Here is a 22791-nt window from a genome sequence, read left to right on the forward strand (position 1 = left end):
AACTGTGGGAGCGAGCTTGCTCGCGATGAGGCCACCACAGGCAATACACAATCAGGATCAGTGTCCATGAACACCACCGAAAGCCTCAAGGACTACCAGCGCGTTCGCTTGCTGGCGATCCGTTCGCTGTTCGAAATCATCGAACAATCAAGCGAGGGCACGGTGATTGTCGACCGCGATGCCAACATCGTCTGGATGAATGAGCGCTATGCCCGGCGCTTCGGCCTGCAATCGGCCGAAGTCGCGATCGGCAAGCCCTGCGAAAGCGTGATCCCCGGCAGCCTGCTGCGTGAGGTGGTGCGCACCGGCCGGCCGATTCTGCTGGATATGCAAGACACCTCCAAAGAACCGCTGGTGGTCATGCGCCTGCCGATTCACGACGATGCCGGCGTAGTCATCGGCGCCATCGGTTTCGCCCTGTTCGACGAGTTGCGTAGCCTGTCGCCGATGCTCAAGCGCTATATGAGCATGCAGGAAGAACTTGCCTCCACCCGCTCGCTGCTGCGGGCGCGGCAGACCAGATACAACTTCGCCCACTTCATCGGCACCAGCGCCGCCAGCCTGGAAGTCAAACGCCGCGCCCGGCGCAGTGCGAGTACCGAATCGCCGGTATTGCTGCTCGGAGAAACCGGTACCGGCAAAGAGTTGCTGGCCCAGGCCATCCACAACGCCTCGCCCCGCGCGCACAAGGCGTTTGTCAGTATCAACAGCGCGGCGATTCCTGAATCGCTGCTGGAAGCCGAATTCTTCGGCACTGCCCCCGGCGCGTTTACCGGTGCCGACCGCAAGGGCCGCGCCGGCAAATTGCAGATCGCTCAGGGCGGCACGCTGTTCCTCGACGAAATCGGCGACATGCCGCTGCCCCTGCAAAGCAAACTGCTGCGTGTGCTGCAGGAAAAGGAATTCGAGCCGGTGGGCTCCAACGAAGTGATCCAGAGCGATGTGCGGGTGATCGCCGCGACCTCTACGGACCTGGAAGCCGCGATCAAGCGCGGCGAATTCCGCGCCGACTTGTACTACCGGCTCAACGTGCTGCCGATCCAGGTTCCGCCCCTGCGTGACCGCCTCGATGACGTGCCGGCGCTCAGTGAGGCCATTCTCGAAGAACTGCGCAGCCAGCATGAATTGCACCACGAAGCCCTGGAACTGCTGGGGCAACACGCCTGGCCGGGGAACATCCGGGAGCTGCGCAATGTGCTGGAGCGGGCCGCGCTGCTCAGTGATGATTTGCGCCTGACGGTGGCGGACATCCGCGGGGCGATCGGTACATTCATACCGGTGGAACGCGTGGCGCCCTTGACCATCGAACCGCTTGCCCACGAGACGTTCAGTGTGGCGCGGGAGCGATTTGATCGGCAATTGATCGAAACCACCCTCGCGCAATGCGGGGGTAAGGTGGTTGATGCTGCGGCGCGGCTGGGGCTGGGGCGGTCGACGTTGTACAAGAAAATGGTGGCGCTGGGGATTGTCGAGTCTCAATAAAGAGACATTAGTCTCCATTGTTAGACAAACCATCGCGAGCAAGCTCGCTCCTACAGTAGACCGCGTTCTACTGAACTACTCCGTCCCCCTGTGGGAGCGAGCTTGCTCGCGATGAGGCCGGCACCATCGCCAAAAGTCTCGAATTAGAGACAACGCATCCGAACTCAACCCTCGCAAATCAAATATACCCTTATATTTCAACAACTTAACAAGATGGCACAAAACTCGCTATACGCCTCTCCCACCAGGCTTCACCCAACAAAAATAACAACCCAGGAGACACACCATGAGTGTGATCATTGCCTTGGCAGCCCTCGCGCTGCTGATGCTGGCTGCCTACCGTGGCTACAGCGTTATCCTTTTTGCCCCGATTGCCGCCCTCGGCGCTGTCCTGCTGACTGACCCGTCTGCCGTCGCCCCCGCTTTCACCGGGGTGTTCATGGAAAAAATGGTCGGCTTCATCAAGCTGTATTTCCCGGTGTTCCTGCTCGGCGCGGTGTTCGGCAAGCTGATCGAACTGTCCGGTTTCTCGCGCTCTATCGTCGCGGCAGCCATTCGCCTGCTCGGCACTCGCCAGGCGATGCTGGTGATCGTGCTGGTCTGCGCCTTGCTGACCTACGGCGGCGTATCGTTGTTTGTGGTGGTGTTCGCGGTCTATCCGTTTGCCGCTGAAATGTTCCGCCAGAGCAACATCCCCAAGCGACTGATCCCGGCGACCATTGCGCTGGGCGCCTTCTCGTTCACCATGGACGCCCTGCCCGGCACGCCACAAATCCAGAACATCATCCCCAGCACCTTCTTCAACACCACCGCCTGGGCAGCGCCGTGGCTGGGCGTGATCGGCACGATCTTCGTGTTCTGCGCCGGCATGCTGTTTCTCCAGCGCCAGCGCAACAAGGCCCAGCGTACCGGTGAAGGCTATGGTTCGGACCTGCGCAACGAGCCGGAAACCGCCCCCGACCTGAAGCTGCCCAACCCGTGGCTGGCGCTGTCGCCACTGCTGGCGGTGGGCATCATGAACCTGCTGTTCACCCACTGGATTCCACAGGTGTACGGCACGACCCACAGCCTCGCGCTGCCGGGCATGGCCACGCCGGTGACCACGGAAATCGCCAAGCTCACGGCGATCTGGGCGGTACAGGCAGCCTTGCTGGTCGGCATCCTCATGGTGCTGGTGTTCGGCTACAAGGCGATCAGCCGCAAGCTGGCCGAAGGCAGTAAAAGTGCGGTCAGCGGTGCCTTGCTGGCGGCGATGAACACGGCCTCGGAATACGGTTTCGGCGCGGTGATCGCGTCCCTGCCGGGTTTCCTGGTACTGGCCGACTGGCTCAAGAGCATTCCCAACCCACTGGTCAACGAAGCGATTACCGTGACTCTGCTGGCCGGCATCACCGGTTCCGCCTCGGGCGGCATGAGCATCGCTCTGGCGGCAATGTCCGAGCAGTTCATCAGCGCAGCCCACGCGGCGAACATTCCGCTGGAAGTGTTGCACCGGGTCGCCGCGATGGCCAGCGGCGGCATGGACACCCTGCCACACAACGGCGCGGTGATTACCCTGCTGGCGGTCACCGGGCTGACCCACCGCGAGGCTTACAAAGATATTTTCTGTATTACGCTGATCAAGACCCTGGCGGTTTTTGTGGTGATCGGCACTTTCTACGCCACTGGCATTGTGTGAGGTATTCATGACGACTCTTTCGGGCAAGACCGCACTGGTCACCGGCTCCACCAGCGGCATCGGCCTGGGGATCGCCCTCAGTCTGGCCAAGGCCGGGGCCAACCTGATCCTCAACGGCTTTGGCGACGCCTCCCAAGTGATCGCCCAGGTGCAACAGTTCGGGGGCAAGGTCGGCCATCACCCGGCCGATGTCAGCGATCCGGTGCAAATTGCCGACATGATTGCCTACACCGAGCGCGAGTTCGGCGGCGTCGACATCCTGGTCAACAACGCTGGCATTCAACACGTGGCAGCAGTGGATGAGTTTCCGGTGGAGCGCTGGGATTCGATCATCGCCATCAACCTGTCGTCGGTGTTCCACAGCACCCGCTTGAGCCTGCCGGGCATGCGCGCCAAGGGCTGGGGCCGGGTGATCAACATTGCGTCAGTGCATGGTCTGGTCGGTTCGGCGGGCAAGTCAGCCTATGTCGCCGCCAAGCATGGGGTGATCGGCTTGACCAAAGTGGTCGCGCTGGAAACCGCAACCACCCAGGTCACCTGCAACGCGATCTGCCCAGGCTGGGTATTGACGCCGCTGGTGCAAAAGCAGATTGATGATCGTGCCGCCAGTGGAGTTGACCCGCAGCAGGCGCAGCACGATTTGCTCGCTGAAAAGCAGCCATCGCTGGAATTCGTGACACCGCCGCAACTGGGGGAACTGGTTTTGTTCCTGTGCAGCGAAGCCGGCAGCCAGGTGCGGGGCGCGGCGTGGAATGTTGATGGTGGGTGGTTGGCGCAGTGACTGGCTGATAGACCCTTGTGGCGAGGGGGCTTGCCCCCGTTGGGTGGCGAAGCCGCCCCAAAAACTCACAGACGATTCAGGTTGTCTGATTCACGACTGCTTCGCAGCCGAACGGGGGCAAGCCCCCTCGCCACACAAGCTCCCTCGCCACAAAAGCCGGCGCCACATCAGCCTGTGTGAAGGCATAAAAAAGAAGAGGCAAACCATGTCCGACATCCTCTGGCAACCCGACGCCAAACGCATTGGCAAGACCCGCATGGAAGCCTTTCGGCGCTTCATCAATCAGCGACACCACCTCAAGATCGACGACTACCCTGCCCTGCACCAGTGGTCCATCGATCAGCGCCCGGACTTCTGGCAGGCCATCGTCGACTTCTTCGACATCCGCTTCCACGAGCAGCCCGACGCCGTGCTGCTCGAAGGCCCCCGGATGCCCAGCGCCCAATGGTTCCCCGGTGCAACGCTGAACTTTGCCGAACACCTGCTACAGCGTCGCGACGATGCGATCGCCGTGATAGCCGTCGGCGAAAACGGTCAGCGTGAACATTTGACCTGGGCTGAACTCGCCGAACAGGTCGCCGGTTTTCAGAATGGCTTGATCGCCGCCGGCGTCGGTGTGGGTGACCGGGTCGCCGCGTGCATGCCCAACACCTGGCAGACACTGGTGGCCATGCTCGCCACCACCAGCCTTGGCGCTATCTGGTCCTGCTCCTCACCGGACTTCGGCACCCAGGGGGTGGTTGACCGTTTCGGTCAGATCGAACCGAAAGTACTGGTGACCTGCGCCGGCTACCGCTATGCCGGCAAGGAGATCGACCAGACCGCCAAGGTCAACGAGATCCTCCAGCGTCTGCCTTCGCTGCAACAGCTGATCGTCGTGCCTTACGCTCGGCCACAGGCGCACATCGAAGAATTCCACACCCAGGCCAACGTGACGCTGTGGGACGATTTCTACGAACCCGGCGGCGAGCCGGATTTCGTCCCCGTGCCCTTCGCCCATCCGCTGTACATCCTCTACTCCAGCGGCACCACCGGCGTGCCCAAATGCATCATCCACAGCACCGGCGGCGTGTTGCTGCAACACGTCAAGGAACACGGCCTACATGGCGATCTAGGCCCCGGTGAACGGTTGTTCTACTACACCACCTGCGGCTGGATGATGTGGAACTGGTTGGTGTCGGCACTGGCCACAGGCAGCTCCGTGGTGCTGTACGATGGCTCACCGTTCCAGCCCGAGCCACAACGCTTGATCGACCTGATCGACGACGAACGCATCAGCGTCTTCGGCACCAGTCCCAAATACCTCGCAACCTTGGAAAGCAGCGGTATCAAGCCCCGCGAAAGTCATGACCTGAGCAGCCTCAAGACATTGCTTTGCACCGGCTCGGCGCTGTCGCCGCACAGTTACGACTTCGTCTATCGCGACTTCAAGGCTGACGTGTGCCTGGCTTCGATGTCCGGCGGCACCGACATCGTCTCGTGCTTCGTCAACGGCAACCCGATGTCGCCCGTGCGGCGCGGCGAAATCATGGGCAAGAGCCTGGGCATGGCCGTTGAAGTGTGGAACGACGAAGGCCACCCGGTGATCGGTGAAAAAGGCGAACTGGTCTGCACCCGGCATTTCCCGGCGATGCCCATTGGCCTGTGGAACGATCCTGATGGCGAAAAACTGCGCAAATCCTATTTCAGCCTGTTCCCCGGCGTCTGGGCCCAAGGTGATTACGCCGAACAACTGCCCCATGGCGGGATGATGATCCACGGACGCTCCGATGCCGTGCTCAACCCCGGCGGCGTGCGCATCGGCACGGCGGAAATCTACCGTCAGGTGGAGAAAGTTCCCCAGGTGCTCGACTGCGTGGCGATCGGTCAGCAGTGGCAGGATGACGTGCGGGTGGTGCTGTTCGTGCGCTTGCGCGACGGGCTCGAACTGGACGAGGCCCTGCAACAGCAGATCCGCCAGGTGATTCGCGCCAATACCACGCCGCGTCATGTGCCGGCGAAGATTGTGGCAGTGACGGACATTCCCCGGACCATCAGCGGCAAGGTCGTTGAGCTGGCGGTGCGCAATGTGGTGCATGGGCAGAAAGTGAAGAACACTGATGCCTTGGCCAATCCCGAGGCGCTGGAGCAATTTCGTGACCGGCCCGAACTGATGGATTGAAATGGGATTACCTGTGGGAGCGAGCTTGCTCGCGATAGCGGAGTGTCAGTTGACATCAATGCAACGTGACCCGACGCCATCGCGAGCAAGCTCGCTCCCACAGTAACCGCTCAAGCCTTCGAATCAACCTGCACCTATCACCTGTGCAAGAATAGTCCCAGCCAAAGCGACTCATGTGCAGGACTCCCAGATGAACGCAATACCAACCGCCAGCGATGCCCAGGCCTTGATCGCCAGAATCGACTGGGCAAGCAGCCCGCTGGGCGCTGCCAGCACTTGGCCACAAAGCCTGCGAACCGCCGTGGACATCGTCATTCATTCACCGATGCCGATGCTGCTGTTATGGGGCCCGCAACTGACGCAAATCTACAACGACGGCTTCGCCCTGCTCGCCGGGAGCAAGCATCCGCACGCTTTCGGACAACCGACACACCTGATCTGGCCCGAGTTGCAAGACTTCACCGACCCGATCTACAGCGCCGTCCTGCAAGGTCAGGTGCGCACCTACAGTGAGCAGCGCTTTACCCTGCAACGCGGGGACCGGGAGTCTGACTTCTGGCTCGACCTGACCTACAGCCCGATCCGCGACGAAGGTGCCCAGGTGTCCGGGATCCTGGTCACCGCCATCGAAACCAACGAACGCCGGCGCATCGCCCTCGAACTCGAACAGCGCTCGGCGGCCAGCCTCAAGGCCCAGCGTGAAACCGAGGAACGCCTGCAACTGGCCCTCGCCGCCACCGATGCGGTCGGTACCTGGGACTGGGACATCAGCGAGGACCGTTTCATCGCCGATGCGCATTTTGCCCAACTGCATGGCATCGACCCGGCCATGGCCAGTCAATTGCCGATCAGTGAATACCTGCACGGCGTACACCCCGAAGACCGCGCCCTGATCGCCCGCAGCATCAAGCATTGCATCACCCATGGCACCGAATACGCCGAGGAGTATCGCCTGCTGCAAACCGACGGCCAGATGCGCTGGGTATTTGCCCGCGGCCGCTGCTACAAGGATCACCATGGCCGGCCGGTGCGCTTCCTCGGCGCAGCCCTGGACCTGACCGAGCGCAAACACACCGAACAGGCCCTGCGCCAAAGCCAGACCGAGCTGCAACTGATCATCAACGCCATGCCGGTCCTGATCAGCTACGTCGACCGCGAAGAGCGCTTTCGCCTGAACAATGCGGCGTACCTCGACTGGTACGGGCTGACGCCGCAAGAGCTTTACGGGCGAACCATTCTTGAAGTGCTCGGCGAAGAAGCCTATGCGCTGCGCGCTCCGCACATCAAGGAGGCGCTGTCTGGCCGGCCCTGCTGTTTCAGCATCAGCACGCCACACCGCGACGGCAGCATCCGCCAGGCCTTGATGAATTACCTGCCACGCCACGGCGCGGATGGCGCCGTGAACGGTTTCTACATCTTCGTGATCGACGAAACCGAGCGCAAAAAGACCGAAGAAGCCCTGCGTAACCTCAACGAAACCCTTGAAGAACGGGTTGCCGCCCGCACCCGCCAACTGGCCGAAGCCAACGAGCGCCTGCAAAACGAGATGTTCGAGCGCGAACGTGCCGAAGACGCCTTGCGCCATGCGCAGAAAATGGAAGCGGTCGGCCAGCTTACCGGCGGCATCGCCCATGACTTCAACAACATGCTCACCGGCATCATCGGCAGCCTCGACCTGATGCAACGCTACATTGCCGACGGCCGCGCCAGCGAGATCGGTCGATTCACCGAAGCGGCCGTGTCCTCGGCCAACCGCGCCGCCGCCCTCACCCATCGCTTGCTGGCGTTCTCCCGCCGCCAATCACTCAATCGCAAGCCGCTCAACCCCAACGAGCTGATCCACTCTCTGGAAGACTTGTTCAGGCGTACCAAGGGCGACCATATCGAGCTCAACCTGCAACTGGCCTTGAACATCTGGCGGGTCAACACCGATGTCAGCCAACTGGAAAACGCCCTGCTCAACCTGGTGATCAACGCCCGGGACGCCATGCCCGATGGCGGCGAGTTGCAGATCGAAACGGCCAATGTGTTCCTCGACGGCAGTGACATGACGACCCTGGAACCGGTCAAGGCCGGTGACTACGTGATGATTGCCGTCAGCGACAACGGCACCGGCATGACGCCCTCGGTGCTGGCCAAGGCATTCGACCCCTTCTTCACCACCAAGCCCATCGGCCAGGGCACCGGTTTGGGCTTGTCGATGATTTACGGTTTCGCCCAGCAATCGGGGGGGCACGTCAGTCTGTTCAGCCTGCCGGGACGGGGCACCAGCGTGCGTTTGTACCTGCCGCGCCTGCATTCGACCGAGTCGGAAAAAGTTTTGTCGCCCGTCATCGGCGAGGCACCGGCGGCCATTGCCGGCGAAACCGTGATGCTGGTCGAGGACGATGCGGCGGTGCGCATGCTGGTATTGGACCTGCTCAATGAGCTCGGTTACCGAGCCCATGAAGCCGAAGATGCCAAGGGCGCCCTGCCGCTGCTGGAGTCGGACCTGCGGGTGGACCTGCTGGTGACCGACGTCGGGTTGCCGGGCATGAACGGCCGCCAACTGGCGGAAATCGCCCGTCAGCATCGTCCCGAACTGAAAGTGCTGTTCATGACCGGTTACGCCGAGATCGCCGCCGAGCGCCAGGGTTTTCTCGAAGAGGGCATGGACATGGTAGCCAAGCCGTTTTCCATCGATCTGCTGGCCAACAAGATTCGCACGATGATCAGTCAACCGGACTGAGTTGAGGCATAATCGCGCGCCCCCCGCTGCCACCCACATAGCCACCACCGTTGCAAGGTAACCGCCACATGAAAGCTCAAGCCCGCCATATTCTGGTGAAAACCTCGGAAGAAGCCGAGCAGCTCAAACAACGCATCGCCAAGGGCGAAGCGTTCGACGTACTGGCCAAGAAGTATTCGACCTGCCCATCGGGCAAGCGCGGCGGCGATCTCGGTGAAGTGCGGCCGGGACAGATGGTCGGCGTGATTGATGCGGTGATCTTCAAGAAACCGCTGCGGGTGGTGCATGGGCCGATCAAGAGCAAGTTCGGGTATCACCTGGTGCAGGTGTTTTACCGGGATTGATGCTCTGTTGGCTTTCGGGCCCCATCGCGAGCAAGCTCGCTCCCACAGGGATTTGTGAGTTGCAATAGGTTGCAGCCACACCGACTACCACTGTGGGAGCGAGCTTGCTCGCGATCCGATGGCGCAGCCAGCGGCCATTCAACTTTTACTTGGGAATCAGCGCCCCCGGCACCTGAATCACCCGGCTCGCCAACCGATGCCCGGCCTCGGCGGCTTGCGAAGGGCTGCCGCCCTTGAGCCGCGAAGCCAGATACGCCGCGCTGAACGAATCCCCCGCCGCCGTGGTGTCCACCACCCGCTCGACCTTCTGCGCCGGCACTTCGAACGACTCTCCATCACAACAAATCAGGCACGCTTGTGCGCCGCGCTTGAGCACCACTTCCGGCGTACCGATCTGCTCATACGCGGCAAACACCGCGTCACCATCGGCATAACCAAACAACGCCTGTTCGTCATCCACCGTCAGCAACGCCAGGTCGACATACGCCAGCACACTGCGATATGCCGCCCGGGCGTCCTCGACCGATGCCCACAGCCGTGGCCGGTAGTTGTTGTCGAACACGATCCGCGCATCGCGCTGGCGGGCTTCGATCAGGGTTTCCAGCAGTTTTTCCCGACCTTGCGCACCGAGTACCGCCAGGGTGATGCCGCTGAAGTACAGCACATCATAATCCGGCAGCGCGGCGAGAATCGGCGCGGCGGCCGGGGTGGTGAAGCAATCGCGGACGGCCGCTTCGTTGCGCCAGTACAGGAAGCGTCGCTCACCGGCAGCGTCAGTCTGGATGCAATACAAACCCGGCAGGCGTCCGGGCAGACGCTGGACCATGGCGAGCCCGATATTTTCCGCCGCCCAACTCTGGCACATCGCGTCGCTGAAACTGTCATCGCCCAGGGCGGTGACGTAGTCCACGGAGCCGTCCTCTCCCAGTTCCCGGGACAGGTACACGGCCGTGTTCAATGTATCGCCGCCGAAGCTCTGTTGCAGGCTGCCGTCGGCGCGATGCTGCAACTCGATCATGCACTCGCCGATCAGGGCGATGCGTGGAGTGTTGGGGCCCAGGGTGTTGATGGTGTTCATTGTTGTGGGGTCTCTGGTGTTTCGGTGTTGTCTGGTCGGCCGCCATCGCGAGCAAGCTCGCTCCCACAGGGATTTTGTAAACGCCATAGATCCAATGTGGGAGCGAGCTTGCTCGCGATGGCCGCAACCCGATCTCAAACCCTTAGAAACAGGTTTCCATCGTCTCGATGACGTTCAGTTGCTCATCCACCAGGCAACCGACACGCCACTTGTCGAACGTCAGGCACGGGTGCGAAGTGCCAAACGAAATGATGTCGCCCACCCGCAGATCAACCCCCGGTGCCACGGTCATGAACGCATGCTGGTCCATCACCGCAGTCACCTTGCAGACGCTCACATCATCGCCTTCGGCCGGCACGACGCCCGCCTTGTAACGCAGCAATGGCACCGGCAAACCGGCGTCGTAGGCCACGTCGCGCTTGCCCAGGGCAATCACCGCAAACCCCGGCTCCGGCAGCGACTGCACGTGCGCCCACACCTCCAGCGCCGGACGCAGGCCTTCGTGCAGGTCACTGCGACGGTCGAGTACGCAGCACTGCGCTTCCTTGTAGATGCCATGGTCATGGGCCACGTAACTGCCGGGACGCAGCACGCTGAGGAAACGCCCGGCGGCGTTCTGCGCTTCAAACGACTCGGCAATCAGGTCATACCAGGCCGAACCCGACGCGGTGATGATCGGCTTGGGAATGGCGAAGGCACCGCTGTCCTGCAACTGCACCGCCAGGCGCACCAGTGATGCGGCGAAATCGCGGATACCGGTCACTGCGTGATCGCCGTGGATCACCCCTTCGTAGCCTTCGATCCCGGTCAGGGCCAGAGCCGGTTGCGCGGCGATGGCTTTGGCCAGGTCGAGCACTTGCTGCTCGCTGCGGCAACCGCAGCGACCACCGACAACGCCGTATTCGATCATGACGTTCAAACGCACGCCACGGGAGGCGAAATAGGCACCGAGGTCGGCGACGTTGTCCGGGTGATCGACCATGCAATAGAAGTCGAACGTCGGGTCGGCCAGCAGGTCGGCAATCAGCGCCATGTTCGGCGTACCGACCAACTGGTTGGCCATCAGCACCCGGCGCACACCATGAGCGTAGGCCGCACGGGTTTGGGTGGCGCTGGCCAGGGTGATGCCCCAGGCACCGGCGTCCAGTTGGCGCCGGAACAGCGCCGGGGTCATGCTGGTTTTGCCATGGGGCGCGAGTTCCGCTCCGCTGTCGCTGACGAACGCCTGCATCCAGCGAATGTTGTGTTCCAGCGCCTCGCGGTGCAGTACCAGCGCAGGCAGGCTGACGTCACGCACCAGGCTGGCGCCCTTGGGTGCGGTGCCTTTTTCCACGGCGGCGGTATTGGGGGCAGAAGACATGGTCGAACTCCTCGTTCACGCGGCCGCAGGCAGCCGCTGTTATTCGTTGATGCGACGGGCCAGGCTATTGGCGCTTTCGATCAGCACCCGGCGGTAGTCGTTGTAGTTGTTCTTGGCATCGGCCCGGGGGGCGACGATGCACAGGGTCGCGATGGCCACGCCGTTGGGGTCTTTGACCGGTGCGGCGAAGCAATGGGTAAAGGTGTCGGCGACGCTATCGAAGGAAAAGAAACCATCGATTCCGGCCTGACGGATTTCCTTGAGAAACTGCGCAAGTTCCAAGCGTTCGCCGTTGGGCAGGATGAAGTCGTCGTGGTCGATCAGGTCGACGATTGCCTGGTCGCTCAGGTGCGCCAGCAGCAAGCGCCCGGATGCGGTCCAGGGGATGGGCGCGTTTTCACCGATGTCCGAGGAAATGCGGAAATGCCGCTCCCCCTCCTTCATCAGCGCAACGGTGTACTTGCGCCCGTTGAGCAGGCACATCTGCGCCGTTTCACGGGTCTGGCTGACGATTTCCTGCAAGGCGTGATCGGCCTCGCGAGTCAGGTCGAAATGTCGCAGGTGTGCCTGCCCGAGAAAGTACAACTGGCGACCGAGGTAGACATGACCATCCTTGCCCACCGGCTCCAGGATGCGTCGTTCCAGCAGCGAGGCCACCAGTTCGTAGACCGTGGATTTGGGGCTGCCGATGCCGCTGGCGATGTCGTTCGGGCGCAGGGGCTGGCCGATCTCCTTGAGGAAATCGAGGATATCGAACGCCCGGTCCAGCCCGCGTGCCCGGCGCTTGATGGTGTCTTCGGTCATTTCAGTGGTTCCCATTCATGGTCGCCGGGAGTTTACCCAGTGTGCCGCGCTGATCGTTAGGCCGCCTTCGCGGGCAAGCCCGCTCCCACAGGCAATGGTGGTGTGTCTGCAATCTGTGGCAGCACACAAACCTGTGGGAGCGTGGCTTGCCCGCGATGGGCGCGACTCGGTTCAAGCCTTTTTCTTGTACGCAATGCAGTCGATCTCGACCTTGCAGTCGACCATCATGTTCGCCTGCACACAGGCCCGCGCCGGGGCATGTTCTGGCTTGAAGTACTCGGAGAACACCTTGTTGAAGCTCCAGAAATCCCGCGGGTCTTCCAGCCACACGCCGGTACGCACCACGTCTTCAAGGCCATAACCGGCCTCTTCAAGGATAGCGATCAGGTTCTTCATGGTCTGGTGAGTCTGCTCGACGATACCACCGACAATGATCTCGCCATCCAGCGCCGGCACCTGGCCGGACACGTGCAGCCAGCCATCGGCTTCGACAGCGCGGGCGAATGGACGAGGCTGACCACCCCCGGCGGTGCTGCCGGTGCCGTAACGAGTAATGCTCATGGGTGTTTCTCCTGACTGGAAGTTATTGTTCCGCTATAGCGGAATTAATTGTGCAATAACGGAATAAGCGGCAGAAAGTGTGCCACAGGATGTGGAGGGAATGTGAGAGGGATTGAAGTTTGTTTTGAATCAGAGGGACGGGTATCTGGTTCTCAATTGGGTGCACATGACCCCACTCGAAGCAACACCCGCGACTCAGAGCAGCTTCATTGGACAACCGCCCACCCGACTGCTTTATTCTATGTTCAGGAAATTACCGGTTTTAGCAGCCGTGACGTGTTCGGCGTGCGCGGTCCCAGGAGGGTTGATGTCATTTAAAGTCATGATGGTTTTCGGTACGCGTCCGGAGGCCATCAAGATGGCCCCCCTGGCACGGGTCCTGCGCAATTGGCCAGGTATAACCCTGAACATCTGCTCCACAGGCCAGCACCGGGAAATGCTCAAGCAGGTCCTCGACTCGTTCGAGCTGACGGTCGATGAAGACTTGCAGGTGATGACCCAGGGCCAGACCCTCAACGGTCTCTCCGAACAATTGCTGGGGCATCTCGACAAAGCCTACGAGCGGGTGCATCCGGATATCGTGCTGGTACACGGCGACACCACCACCAGCTTCATTGCCGCCCTCGCCGCCTTCAATCGCCAGATACCCATCGGCCACGTCGAGGCAGGTTTGCGTACCGGTAACTTGCGTGCACCCTGGCCTGAGGAAGCCAACCGGCACCTGACCGGTGTCATCGCCGACCTGCATTTCGCGCCGACCACCATCAGCCAGGACAACCTGCTGCGCGAAGGTGTGTCCAAGGCCAACATCGAGGTCACCGGTAACACGGTGATCGATGCGCTGGTATGGATGCGCAAACACCAACAGGAAATCCACTGGCACCCGGCCGCCGACTCGCCGCTGGCGGTGCTCGACGACAACAGGCGCATGGTGCTGATCACCGGGCATCGCCGGGAGAATTTCGGCGGCGGTTTTCGCAACATCTGCCTGGCTCTGGCCACCCTTGCCGAACGTTATCCCGATGCGCAATTCGTCTACCCGGTGCACCTCAATCCGCAGGTGCAAAAGGCGGTCTACAGCGTCCTCTCGGACAAACCCAATATCTATCTGGTGGCACCGCAGGATTACCAGCATTTCGTCTGGCTGATGGACCGCGCCTATTTCATTCTCACCGATTCCGGTGGCATCCAGGAGGAAGCACCAGCCATTGGCAAGCCGCTTCTGGTGCTGCGCGATGTCACGGAGCGGCCATCGGCGCTCGAAGGCGGAACCGTGGTGCTGGTGGGCACCGACACCGACCGCATCGTCAGGGAATCGAGCCTGTTGTTCGATGATGAAGCCACCTTCCAGCGAATGAGCCGGGTCCATAGCCCCTATGGCGACGGACACGCCAGCGAACGCATCGCCAATCGCCTCGGCATCTGGCTCAAACACCGCACGGCGGGTAAAGCCGTATGAGCCTGGTGTTTGTCGACTTCTTTGCCTATGTGTTGTTCGGTCTCAAATACCTCGCGATTACCCTGGCCCTGCTGATGTTCATACTCGGCCTCGATGACCTGTTCATCGACCTGGTGTACTGGACCCGCAAGCTGATCCGGCGCTGGCGGATCTATGAAAAATTCGACCGAGCCGATGAGCAACGGCTGTATTCCATCGGCGAAAAACCCCTGGCGATCATGGTGCCGGCGTGGAACGAAGTCGGCGTGGTTGGTGAAATGGCGCGCCTGGCCGCCTCGACCATCGACTACGAGAACTATCAGATTTTCGTCGGCACCTACCCCAACGACGCCGAGACCCAGGCCGACGTCGATGCGGTGTGCCTGCATTATCCCAACGTGCACAAAGTGGTGTGCGCCCGTCCCGGTCCTACCAGCAAGGCTGACTGCCTGAACAACGTGATCGACGCCATCCTGCGCTTTGAAAACGATGCAAAGATCCAGTTCGCCGGCTTCATCCTGCACGATGCCGAGGACGTGATTTCGCCCATGGAGTTGCGCCTGTTCAACTACCTGCTGCCGGCCAAGGACCTGATCCAGATTCCGGTCTATCCCTACGCGCCGGAATGGCATGGCTTCACTGCCGGGCACTACGTCGACGAGTTCGCCGAGAACCATGGCAAGGACGTCATCGTGCGTGAAGCACTGACCGGGCAAGTGCCCAGTGCCGGGGTCGGCACCTGTTTCAGCCGTAAGGCCATCAGTGCCCTGCTCGAAGACGGTGACGGTATCGCCTTCGACGTGCAGAGCCTCACCGAAGACTACGACATCGGTTTCCGCCTCAAGCAAAAAGGCATGAAGTGCATCTTTGCCCGCTATTCGGTGACCGACCCGAAACTGGCACTGGAACAACCATGGGTGTTCGGCATGGACCGCGCCTTTTCCCAGGTGATCTGTGTGCGCGAGCACTTTCCCCGGGACTTGCAGTACGCGATCCGGCAGAAGTCGCGCTGGATCGTCGGCATCGTGTTCCAGGGCACCAAGAATCTGGGCTGGAGCAGCAAAGGCCTGCTCAATTATTTTCTGTGGCGCGACCGCCGTGGCCTGATTGCGTACCTGTTGAGCTTCCTGGTGAACATACTGCTGGTGGTGTTGCTGGCGATGTGGCTGGTCACCGTGATCTCGCCGAACGTCTGGCGGTTCCCGTCGATCCTCTCTGATAGCACGTTGTTGGCGGGCCTGCTGTGGCTCAATGGCTTCATGCTGCTCAACCGGCTATTCCAGCGCGGTTGGTTTGTCACCCGTTTTTACGGACTCGGCGAAGGACTGCTGTCGGCGCCCCGGATGGTGTGGAGCAATTTCGTGAATTTTTTCGCCAACGTTCGGGCGTTGCGCCAGGTGATGGAAATGGGCGATTCGCGTCGCGTCGCCTGGGACAAGACCACCCATGAGTTTCCGGCCCTGGCTGAAGCCCAGCGCACCCCGCTGGGCCATCGTCTGGTGGAAAAAGGCCTGCTGTCTGAAGATCAACTCGAAGCCGCGATCACCAACCCGGTACGCCGACGCCTGGGTCAGGAACTGCTGCTGCGCGGGCACATCGACACCACGCAACTGGTGCAGGCCCTGGCCGAACAACTGGACCTGGAATGGGCGCCACTCAATCCGTTCAAGCTCGACAAACGCCTGATCGAAGCCGTGCCGCGCAAAATCGCTACACACTACGGCGTGTTGCCGGTCGCCGAGGAGAACGAAACCCTGGTGCTGGCCTCCGAAGGTCCGGTGAGCCAGGTGTCCCTGGGCGCCATCAGCCGTCAACTGAAACGCCCGGTGCGTTGCCGACTTGCACCACAAGGCCGGGTGACGCTGGGGATCCGCTACTGGTACGCCAGCCCTCGTCAAAGCGAGGAAGTGCATCAGATGCTTGAGGTGCTTGAGCAAAATCAGGACGACGAAGACCTGATTGAGCGCGTCAGCCATCACCAAGTGTTGCTGGGCAATCTGTTGCAAGTACGCGGCATGGTGCCGCCAACCCTGTTCAATCAGGCGCTGATCGATTTCGATGCGGAAAAAATGTCTCTCGGTGAACACTTGATTGAACGCGGCATGATCACACAGGAAATCCTCGAGCAGGCCCTGGTCGATCAGACGAGCGAGCAGCACGCAGCGTACTGCATTGCCCGGGAGGCCGCATGAAGCCTGTCCATCGTCAGACCTTGATGGCCGGTAGCCTGTTGCTCTGTCTGAACACCACGGCGTGGGTGCAAGCCGAACCCTTGACCGATTTCGATCAGTTCCGCAGTTACCCCTATATGGACCGCAGTTACCGCGAAGCGAAAAACGGCAACTGGAAGGAAGTCGAACGGCTGATGCGCCACCTGCTGAGCAAAGTGCCGCAAAACGATGAAGCACGGGCGTTACTGGTGCAATCGCTGGTCAAGCAGCAACGCTACGAAGATGCCCTGCAAGCGCTGCCGGATACCCCGTCCAACAGCGATAGCCTGCTCAACCTGCGCCTGGCCTGGATCGAACAGGATCCGCCGGACAGAAAACAGGTGGAGCAATGGATAGCCTCCAGCAATCTGGAGCATCGCGTGCGCCTGTGGCAGGCCTACAGCGCGAGCCTGGCCAAGCGCGGCGGCGCGGCTTCGGCTCATGACTGGCTGGCGCAACTGCCACCCAAGGGTGATGAGCAAGCGCTGCAACAGGCCCGGGCCAACTGGTCCGAGCAACTGCGCGATTGGGATGGCACCATCAAGGAACTGGCGCCACTGGCCGCTAACCAACAACTCGATGCCCAAAGCTGGCAACGCCTGGCCAACGCCTACGTGCAACGCCTCGACGAGCAATCCTTGCAGCAACTGCTACAAACAGCGCCAAGCCCGGAAGCCGCGCGCAAGACCCGGCTGGCCATGGTCGACCGGGCGATTGCCATGGGCCAGGTCCAGCAGGCGCAGCGCTGGATGCAATCGCTGCCGCCTGCCGATCTTGCCGACCCGGCGCAACGCCAGCGTCTGTGGGAACTGGCGCGGCAAACCGGCGACAGCGCCACGGTACAACGCTTGAGTGGTGAGTTGCAGCGGCCATGCCTGGAGACCGCCGACTGGCTGTCGCGTCGTGATCCGCAAGCTGCGCTGAGCCAATTGAAAAGTTGCCAACCCGAAGAAAACCCGCAGGCCTGGCTGGTCCTCGCCCAGCGCCTGCAAGCCACCGACCTGCTGCAAACGACCCGTCTACCGGAGCCTTGGGACACGCGACGCCGCGAACACCTGCTCGACGTCTGGCAGGAGGAAGGCCGCAGCGACAAAGTCATGGCCTACCTCGCCAGCCAGCCGCAGACCGCCGACGTGGTCAAACGCCGCGCTGAACTGCTCCAGGCATCGGATCACGATACCGAAGCGGCGGCATTCTGGGAGCGGCATTACCAGCAGACCGGCAACCTCGATTCGCTCAACCAGGCTACCTACCTGGCGCTGAATGCCGGCCATCGTGAACATGCGCAACAGTTGCTCGAGAGCGCCTTCGACCGCCACGGCGGCAAGCTGCCGACGCCCCTGCTGCAAAGGTTGGCGGGGTTGTATGCCGCGTCGACACCGACCGCGGCACAACAGCAACGCATTGTTTCGCTGCTCAAGCGCGTCGACCCCGCCACTCGCGGGCAACTGCTGGCGCAACTGGCGGAAAACGGCCAGTGCGGCGCGGTTCAACAGGCCATCGGTGATCTCCCGCAAGCTGCGGGCGACTACCGCGCCCTCGGCCGTTGTGCAATGCCCGAGCGCCCCGGCGAAGCAGTAGTGTATTACCAGACCGCCGAAAAAATGGGTGACCAGAACACTCGCCTGCCACTCGCCTACGCCCTGGAGGCGGCCGGAGACTCGGCCGGTGCCCTGGCCATCTGGCGCAGCATTCCAGATACCGAACTCAGCGACAATGCCCGCCTCACCGCCAGCCGCGGCGCCCTGAATATCGGCGACACGCAAACAGCTGAACGCTACTGGCAACTAAGCCGCACCCGTGGTGCCAATGAGTGGACCTTGGGCGCGGCGATTGCCGATGCCCAGGGCGATCACACCCTCGCGCTGCAACGCCAGCGGTCCGCCCTGCAGCTGGTACCGGATGCCGAGCATTACTATGCGGCCTCGGTCACGGCGCAAAAGGCCGGCGACCTGCAACAAAGTACCGAATGGCTTGCCGAAGCGGCGCGCCGCGAACCGGACAATCCCCGTTATCGGGCCGACTACGGCGTGCGCCTGGCCGGTGCCGAGACCAAGGCAGCACGCGCCGGTTCCATCCCGTATCTGCAACGCGCCACCCAGGATTTCCCGGAAGACTATCGCCTCGGCGAAACCCTGGCCTGGCGTTATGACGAGGTCGAAGACAGCGCTTCGGCGCGCAAGGAACTGCGCCGGGTGATCGATCTGGAGCAGAACCCGGTGGCCGCCGATGACGAGGATGGCAGCATGGAAGCGCGCCGCTATCGCCAGCGTCGCGCCCACGAAAGCCTGTCCCGTCGCGACACAGTCACCATCGCCAGCACCTGGTCACCGGCCGGGATATCGACCAACGACATCCTGCGTCCCGACGACAGCATCGGCACACAGCGACGCTCCAGTTCACAGAACGTGCAACTGGCCATGTGGGACCATGCACTGGGCGATGAACCCAGCCGCGCCGGCAGCACGCTGTCGGTCTATGGCCGCGTGTTGCTTGGCGGCGTGGGCAGGTCGAGCTATGCCGAATCCCTGGGTACCGGCGTCGGCCTGCGCTACAAGCCCTGGGGCACCGCCAACATCAACTTCTATGGTGAGATCTACAAGCAAAGCCAGTTCGATGATCAGGACAACCATGGCCTGAGCCTCGGCCAGATGCTGGTCCCCGACAAGGTGTCCGATCAGGCCGAGGATCACCGCAATGATGGCCACACCACCACCGACTACCTGCTGCGGACAACCGCGTCGTTCCTTGATCAGGGTCGATTCCGCAACGATTGGCGGGTCGATGAAAGCAACTGGGAGGAGCGCTTCCTCTACCTCGACGCGGCGTGGTGGACCAAGGCCGGCGACCATCAATGGTTGTCGCGCTTCCAGCAAGGGCACACCTGGAAACTTCCGTTCAACGGCGCACAAACGATCATGCCGTACGGCTTTCTCGAATTCGCGACCCAGGACCCGAGCAACGACTGGCGCCAGGATCTGCGCACCGGTCTGGGCCTGCGTTGGCAATGGTGGTTCGACGACGATGTCTACAACGCCTATCGCGCGCACTTGACGGTGCGCACCGAGTATCAACAAGCGTTGGGTGGCAATCTGTATGAAGGCGGCAACGGCGTGCTGGTGGGCGTGGAGTTGAATTTCTGATGAAGCGACTTCTTTTGGCTTTGTGCCTGTTGCTGGGCGCCGCGGCGACCCATGCCGACGAACGGATTTTCTATCAACCGCTCAATGTCGATGCCAACCTGAGCCAGGCGCAATGGCAGCGGATCTGGCAGGACAGCGCCCGCCAGGGCGTGCACACGGTGATCGTACAGTGGACGGCCTACGGCGATTCGGACTTCGGCGGTGCCGACGGCTGGCTTGCCCGCAGCCTGAAACAGGCCCAGGCCCAAGGCCTGAAACTGGTGCTGGGCCTGTACATGGACCCGGCCTATTACCAGCGTATCAATGAGCTTGACAGTGCCGGGCTGGCAACGTACTGGCAGACGCAACTGGGGCAGTCGCTGGCCCGGCAGCAGAAACTGCGCAAGGACTGGAAACTCCCCGTCAGCGGCTGGTATCTGCCCATGGAACTGGATGACCTGCACTTTCTGGCGCTGGATCGCCGACAAAGATTGCAACGCCAGCTCAAGGATTTTTCCGGCAAGCTCGACGCACCATTGCACATCAGCGTGTTCAACGTCGGCAAACTCGCGCCACAAGTGAATGGCCAATGGCTGGGGGAATTGGCGAACGCCGGAATCCAGGTGTGGTGGCAAGACGGTGCCGGCACCGGACGCTTGCCACCATTGATTCGCACCGGCTACGCCAATGCGCTGCCCTGCTCCATCGGCATCGTCAGGGAAGCCTTCCGGCAAGTCAGCGCTGCCGGACAACCCTTCCGTGCCGAACCGATGCCGCCACAAACCTCTTCACCGGGTTGCCACCCGACATCGGTTTTCTCCCTGCGCTACCGACCCTGGGGCAAGGTGATTCTCGACAACCAGCACAAGGGCAAGGTCGGCGATGTACAAAACCATTGAAGACGAAGTGCTCAAAAAATCGGCGCCGGCTGAGCTCAAGGCCGAGTTCCTCCAACATGAATTCGATCGGCTGCACACATTTTGCGTACTGATCTACATCGCCAGCATTGTGGTCTGGGTTGCTTACGACCTGATCCTGAGTTTCATCGGCGGGCAGCCATTCACCTGGCGTTCGCTGGTGTTCTTCGGTGTCTTCACCATTCTCGTCATCATTCTGCTGTTTATCCGCGACGCCCGGCACTTCCAGAAACTCAACCTGCTGTTTGTGCTCACCATTGCCTTCGGCACGCGGCTGCTCATCGAAGGCCTGGGAAACGACCACCAACCGGCCTGGCTGTTGCTGGCGGCTTCGGCCACCCTGTTCACAGCCTCGGTGTTGCCGCTGAGCCGCTGGTCATTCTTTGCCGCGCAGTTGGTGACCTGGTGGTTTCTCAATCCCTTCTACAACACCGGTATCGAACAGTTTGAACTGGGGGGCGTGATGGCCCTCAGTTACACGACATTTATCTGCGGCCTGACCCTCTACAGCTTCCTGACGCTGCACAAGGCCAAGCTCAACAACTTCATCATGTCCAGGCTGCTGCTGGACCAGGCCTACATCGACACCCTCACCGAAATCCCCAATCGCCGTTCGTTCATGACCCGCGCAAGCCTGCAGTTGAACAGCGTGCCGCGGGAAAACGACCACTACCTGGCGATGATCGACATCGACAACTTCAAGAAGGTCAACGACGTCTACGGCCACGACATTGGCGATGAGGTGCTCAAGCGCATCGCGCAGGACATCAAGTCGGTGACGGCCCACCACGAATATGCGCGATTGGGTGGCGAGGAGTTCGCGATTTACCTGGCCGGGGTTAGCCGCGAAGACGTCGAGACGCTGGCCGGCGACCTGTGTCGAGTGGTACGCGAGCAACCCACTCGACACCCGGTGACCATCAGTATCGGCCTGGCCCGGGTGCTCGACGGTGACACATTGAACCAGGCGCTGATCAAGGCCGATGCGGCCTTGTATGAGTCAAAACATACCGGGAAGGATCGCTACACATTTCATCAATAAAGCTATCTATCCCACCTACTGCAAAGCGCCTCCTCATCGCTAACCGAGCGATGTGTGCCATCGAAAAAAGATCTGTTTAAACCCGACCAATCTGCTTGCTACTGTCAAATATGACAGTAGACGCTTCTGAGTAGGCAAGGAAATACTGGCGCCGCATCTGACTATCGAAACCAAAGGGGATCGAACATGAATACGGCGAGAACTTTATTTGTTTGCGCGACGCTGGGGATGGGTTTAACGGGTTGCAATATTGATCCGGACGCGACTGTTTCCACGGTCAGCGAAGAGTGCAGCAGCTTGGTCAATGGAAAGTACATCGGCCAGAATGGCCCTGAAGTTTGCATCACGACACCGCTTTCAAAAAGTGCCACATCCATCTCGGGCACGATCGTTGGGACCACGGCTACAGGCCCGTTCATGGTAACGGCGAAAACCAGCGATGACGTCATTTTGAAGCAGGTATCCACGCTGTCTAACGGTAACTTCACGATGTCACAATTGAATCTGCAAAACCTGCCAGGCAAGGGCATTTCATTTTCGGTTGTGGTAACGGGTGTAAGTTCACCGCCCACCAAACTGGTAGTCGGCCAGGAGCCACCGTCAAAATGTTCACAAGGAGCTCCGGGCTATCCGTTATGTGGCACTTATCCCGGCGCGATCTTTTTTCCAATCAAAACCTCCGTTACCACCATTTTCTCTGTTTCACCTGGGGAATTTTATACTGGGGCTACCTTGCTCCCGTCTTTCATGGGTTTAAGTACAACCCGCTGGAGGCCAGACCGATACATCAGCTTCTTACGAAACGTTTCTGCTCCCATAAAGCCGGGAGAGGAGCAAACCGTTTTTGCGACTATCGATAACACTGAGTCTTTTGCCTACCCTGTCACTCAAACTGTTTTGCCCGCTCAATAGTAAAAATCCCCTTCGGGCCGGGCCTGGAGGGTGTCGATCCAGCCCGGCAACTGCGCCTTGCCAGGGGCCATCCGCGATGCGGTCAACCCGCTCAACTGCGCCAATTCACCGATCTTCATTGCGGGCCCAATTATCTGCTTGACATTAAAGTTAACTTTAAGGTTAGCCTCTGC

At 61.0% G+C, this 22791-nt stretch carries 17 protein-coding genes; 12 read left to right on the plus strand and 5 right to left on the minus strand.

Annotated features, from left to right (window positions below):
• The first annotated feature begins 66 nt into the window (after window positions 1-66).
• The 6 genes from J4D25_RS14255 (at window position 67) to J4D25_RS14280 (ending at window position 9174) form a co-directional block, all read left to right on the plus strand.
• Window positions 67-1482, plus strand: coding sequence for a sigma-54-dependent Fis family transcriptional regulator (locus tag J4D25_RS14255; RefSeq protein ID WP_057714605.1), 1416 nt, complete (start codon window positions 67-69; stop codon window positions 1480-1482).
• A 286-nt stretch (window positions 1483-1768) separates the two neighbouring features.
• Window positions 1769-3160: a GntP family permease gene (locus J4D25_RS14260; RefSeq protein ID WP_057714603.1), complete on the plus strand. Its 1392-nt coding sequence runs from the start codon at window positions 1769-1771 to the stop codon at window positions 3158-3160.
• 7 nt (window positions 3161-3167) lie between these two features.
• On the plus strand, window positions 3168-3941 hold the full coding sequence (locus J4D25_RS14265; protein ID WP_057714601.1) for a 3-hydroxybutyrate dehydrogenase: 774 nt from the start codon (window positions 3168-3170) through the stop codon (window positions 3939-3941).
• A 205-nt stretch (window positions 3942-4146) separates the two neighbouring features.
• On the plus strand, window positions 4147-6102 hold the full coding sequence (locus tag J4D25_RS14270; protein WP_057714599.1) for an acetoacetate--CoA ligase: 1956 nt from the start codon (window positions 4147-4149) through the stop codon (window positions 6100-6102).
• A 190-nt stretch (window positions 6103-6292) separates the two neighbouring features.
• Window positions 6293-8830, plus strand: coding sequence for a PAS domain-containing sensor histidine kinase (locus J4D25_RS14275; protein WP_057714597.1), 2538 nt, complete (start codon window positions 6293-6295; stop codon window positions 8828-8830).
• A 68-nt stretch (window positions 8831-8898) separates the two neighbouring features.
• Window positions 8899-9174 (plus strand): peptidylprolyl isomerase, encoded by a 276-nt coding sequence (locus J4D25_RS14280; protein ID WP_007898282.1) that lies wholly within the window; start codon window positions 8899-8901, stop codon window positions 9172-9174.
• Between the two features lie 145 nt (window positions 9175-9319).
• Here J4D25_RS14280 and J4D25_RS14285 read toward each other — a convergent pair whose 3' ends face one another.
• The 4 genes from J4D25_RS14285 to J4D25_RS14300 all read right to left on the minus strand — a co-directional run bounded on the left by J4D25_RS14285 (window position 9320) and on the right by J4D25_RS14300 (window position 12977).
• Window positions 9320-10252, minus strand: coding sequence for a sugar kinase (locus tag J4D25_RS14285; RefSeq protein WP_057714595.1), 933 nt, complete (start codon window positions 10250-10252; stop codon window positions 9320-9322).
• 142 nt (window positions 10253-10394) lie between these two features.
• The gene (locus tag J4D25_RS14290; protein WP_057714593.1) at window positions 10395-11612 is read right to left on the minus strand and encodes an amino acid deaminase; all 1218 of its coding nucleotides are present in this window, start codon (window positions 11610-11612) and stop codon (window positions 10395-10397) included.
• Between the two features lie 39 nt (window positions 11613-11651).
• Complete coding sequence (locus tag J4D25_RS14295) at window positions 11652-12416, minus strand: IclR family transcriptional regulator (RefSeq protein ID WP_057714591.1); 765 nt, start codon at window positions 12414-12416, stop codon at window positions 11652-11654.
• A 171-nt stretch (window positions 12417-12587) separates the two neighbouring features.
• Complete coding sequence (locus J4D25_RS14300; RefSeq protein WP_057714589.1) at window positions 12588-12977, minus strand: RidA family protein; 390 nt, start codon at window positions 12975-12977, stop codon at window positions 12588-12590.
• A 307-nt stretch (window positions 12978-13284) separates the two neighbouring features.
• On the opposite strand from J4D25_RS14300, the gene wecB reads away from it, so the two are divergent.
• The 6 genes from wecB to J4D25_RS14330 all read left to right on the plus strand — a co-directional run bounded on the left by wecB (window position 13285) and on the right by J4D25_RS14330 (window position 22618).
• On the plus strand, window positions 13285-14436 hold the full coding sequence (gene wecB / locus J4D25_RS14305; protein ID WP_057714588.1) for a non-hydrolyzing UDP-N-acetylglucosamine 2-epimerase: 1152 nt from the start codon (window positions 13285-13287) through the stop codon (window positions 14434-14436).
• Window positions 14433-16607, plus strand: a complete 2175-nt coding sequence (nrfB, locus tag J4D25_RS14310) for a cyclic di-3',5'-guanylate-activated glycosyltransferase NrfB (protein WP_057714586.1) — start codon at window positions 14433-14435, stop codon at window positions 16605-16607. Before wecB ends, nrfB begins: the two co-directional genes overlap by 4 nt.
• Window positions 16604-19768: a tetratricopeptide repeat protein gene (locus J4D25_RS14315; RefSeq protein WP_057714584.1), complete on the plus strand. Its 3165-nt coding sequence runs from the start codon at window positions 16604-16606 to the stop codon at window positions 19766-19768. The genes nrfB and J4D25_RS14315 overlap by 4 nt, the downstream gene beginning before the upstream one ends.
• Window positions 19768-20646 (plus strand): DUF4434 family protein, encoded by an 879-nt coding sequence (locus J4D25_RS14320; RefSeq protein ID WP_057714582.1) that lies wholly within the window; start codon window positions 19768-19770, stop codon window positions 20644-20646. Before J4D25_RS14315 ends, J4D25_RS14320 begins: the two co-directional genes overlap by 1 nt.
• A complete protein-coding gene (locus J4D25_RS14325; RefSeq protein ID WP_057714580.1) occupies window positions 20630-21706 on the plus strand; it encodes a diguanylate cyclase in 1077 nt (358 codons plus the stop codon). The genes J4D25_RS14320 and J4D25_RS14325 overlap by 17 nt, the downstream gene beginning before the upstream one ends.
• Before the next feature lie 186 nt (window positions 21707-21892).
• Entirely contained in the window at window positions 21893-22618 is a 726-nt protein-coding gene (locus J4D25_RS14330) for a hypothetical protein (RefSeq protein WP_079246742.1), read from the plus strand.
• Here J4D25_RS14330 and J4D25_RS27000 read toward each other — a convergent pair.
• Window positions 22612-22737, minus strand: coding sequence for a hypothetical protein (locus J4D25_RS27000; RefSeq protein WP_258536544.1), 126 nt, complete (start codon window positions 22735-22737; stop codon window positions 22612-22614). The genes J4D25_RS14330 and J4D25_RS27000 overlap by 7 nt on opposite strands.
• Between the last annotated feature and the right edge of the window lie 54 nt (window positions 22738-22791).

It is taken from the genome of Pseudomonas sp. GW456-L13, from assembly GCF_017350115.1.
Taxonomy (GTDB): domain Bacteria; phylum Pseudomonadota; class Gammaproteobacteria; order Pseudomonadales; family Pseudomonadaceae; genus Aquipseudomonas; species Aquipseudomonas jessenii.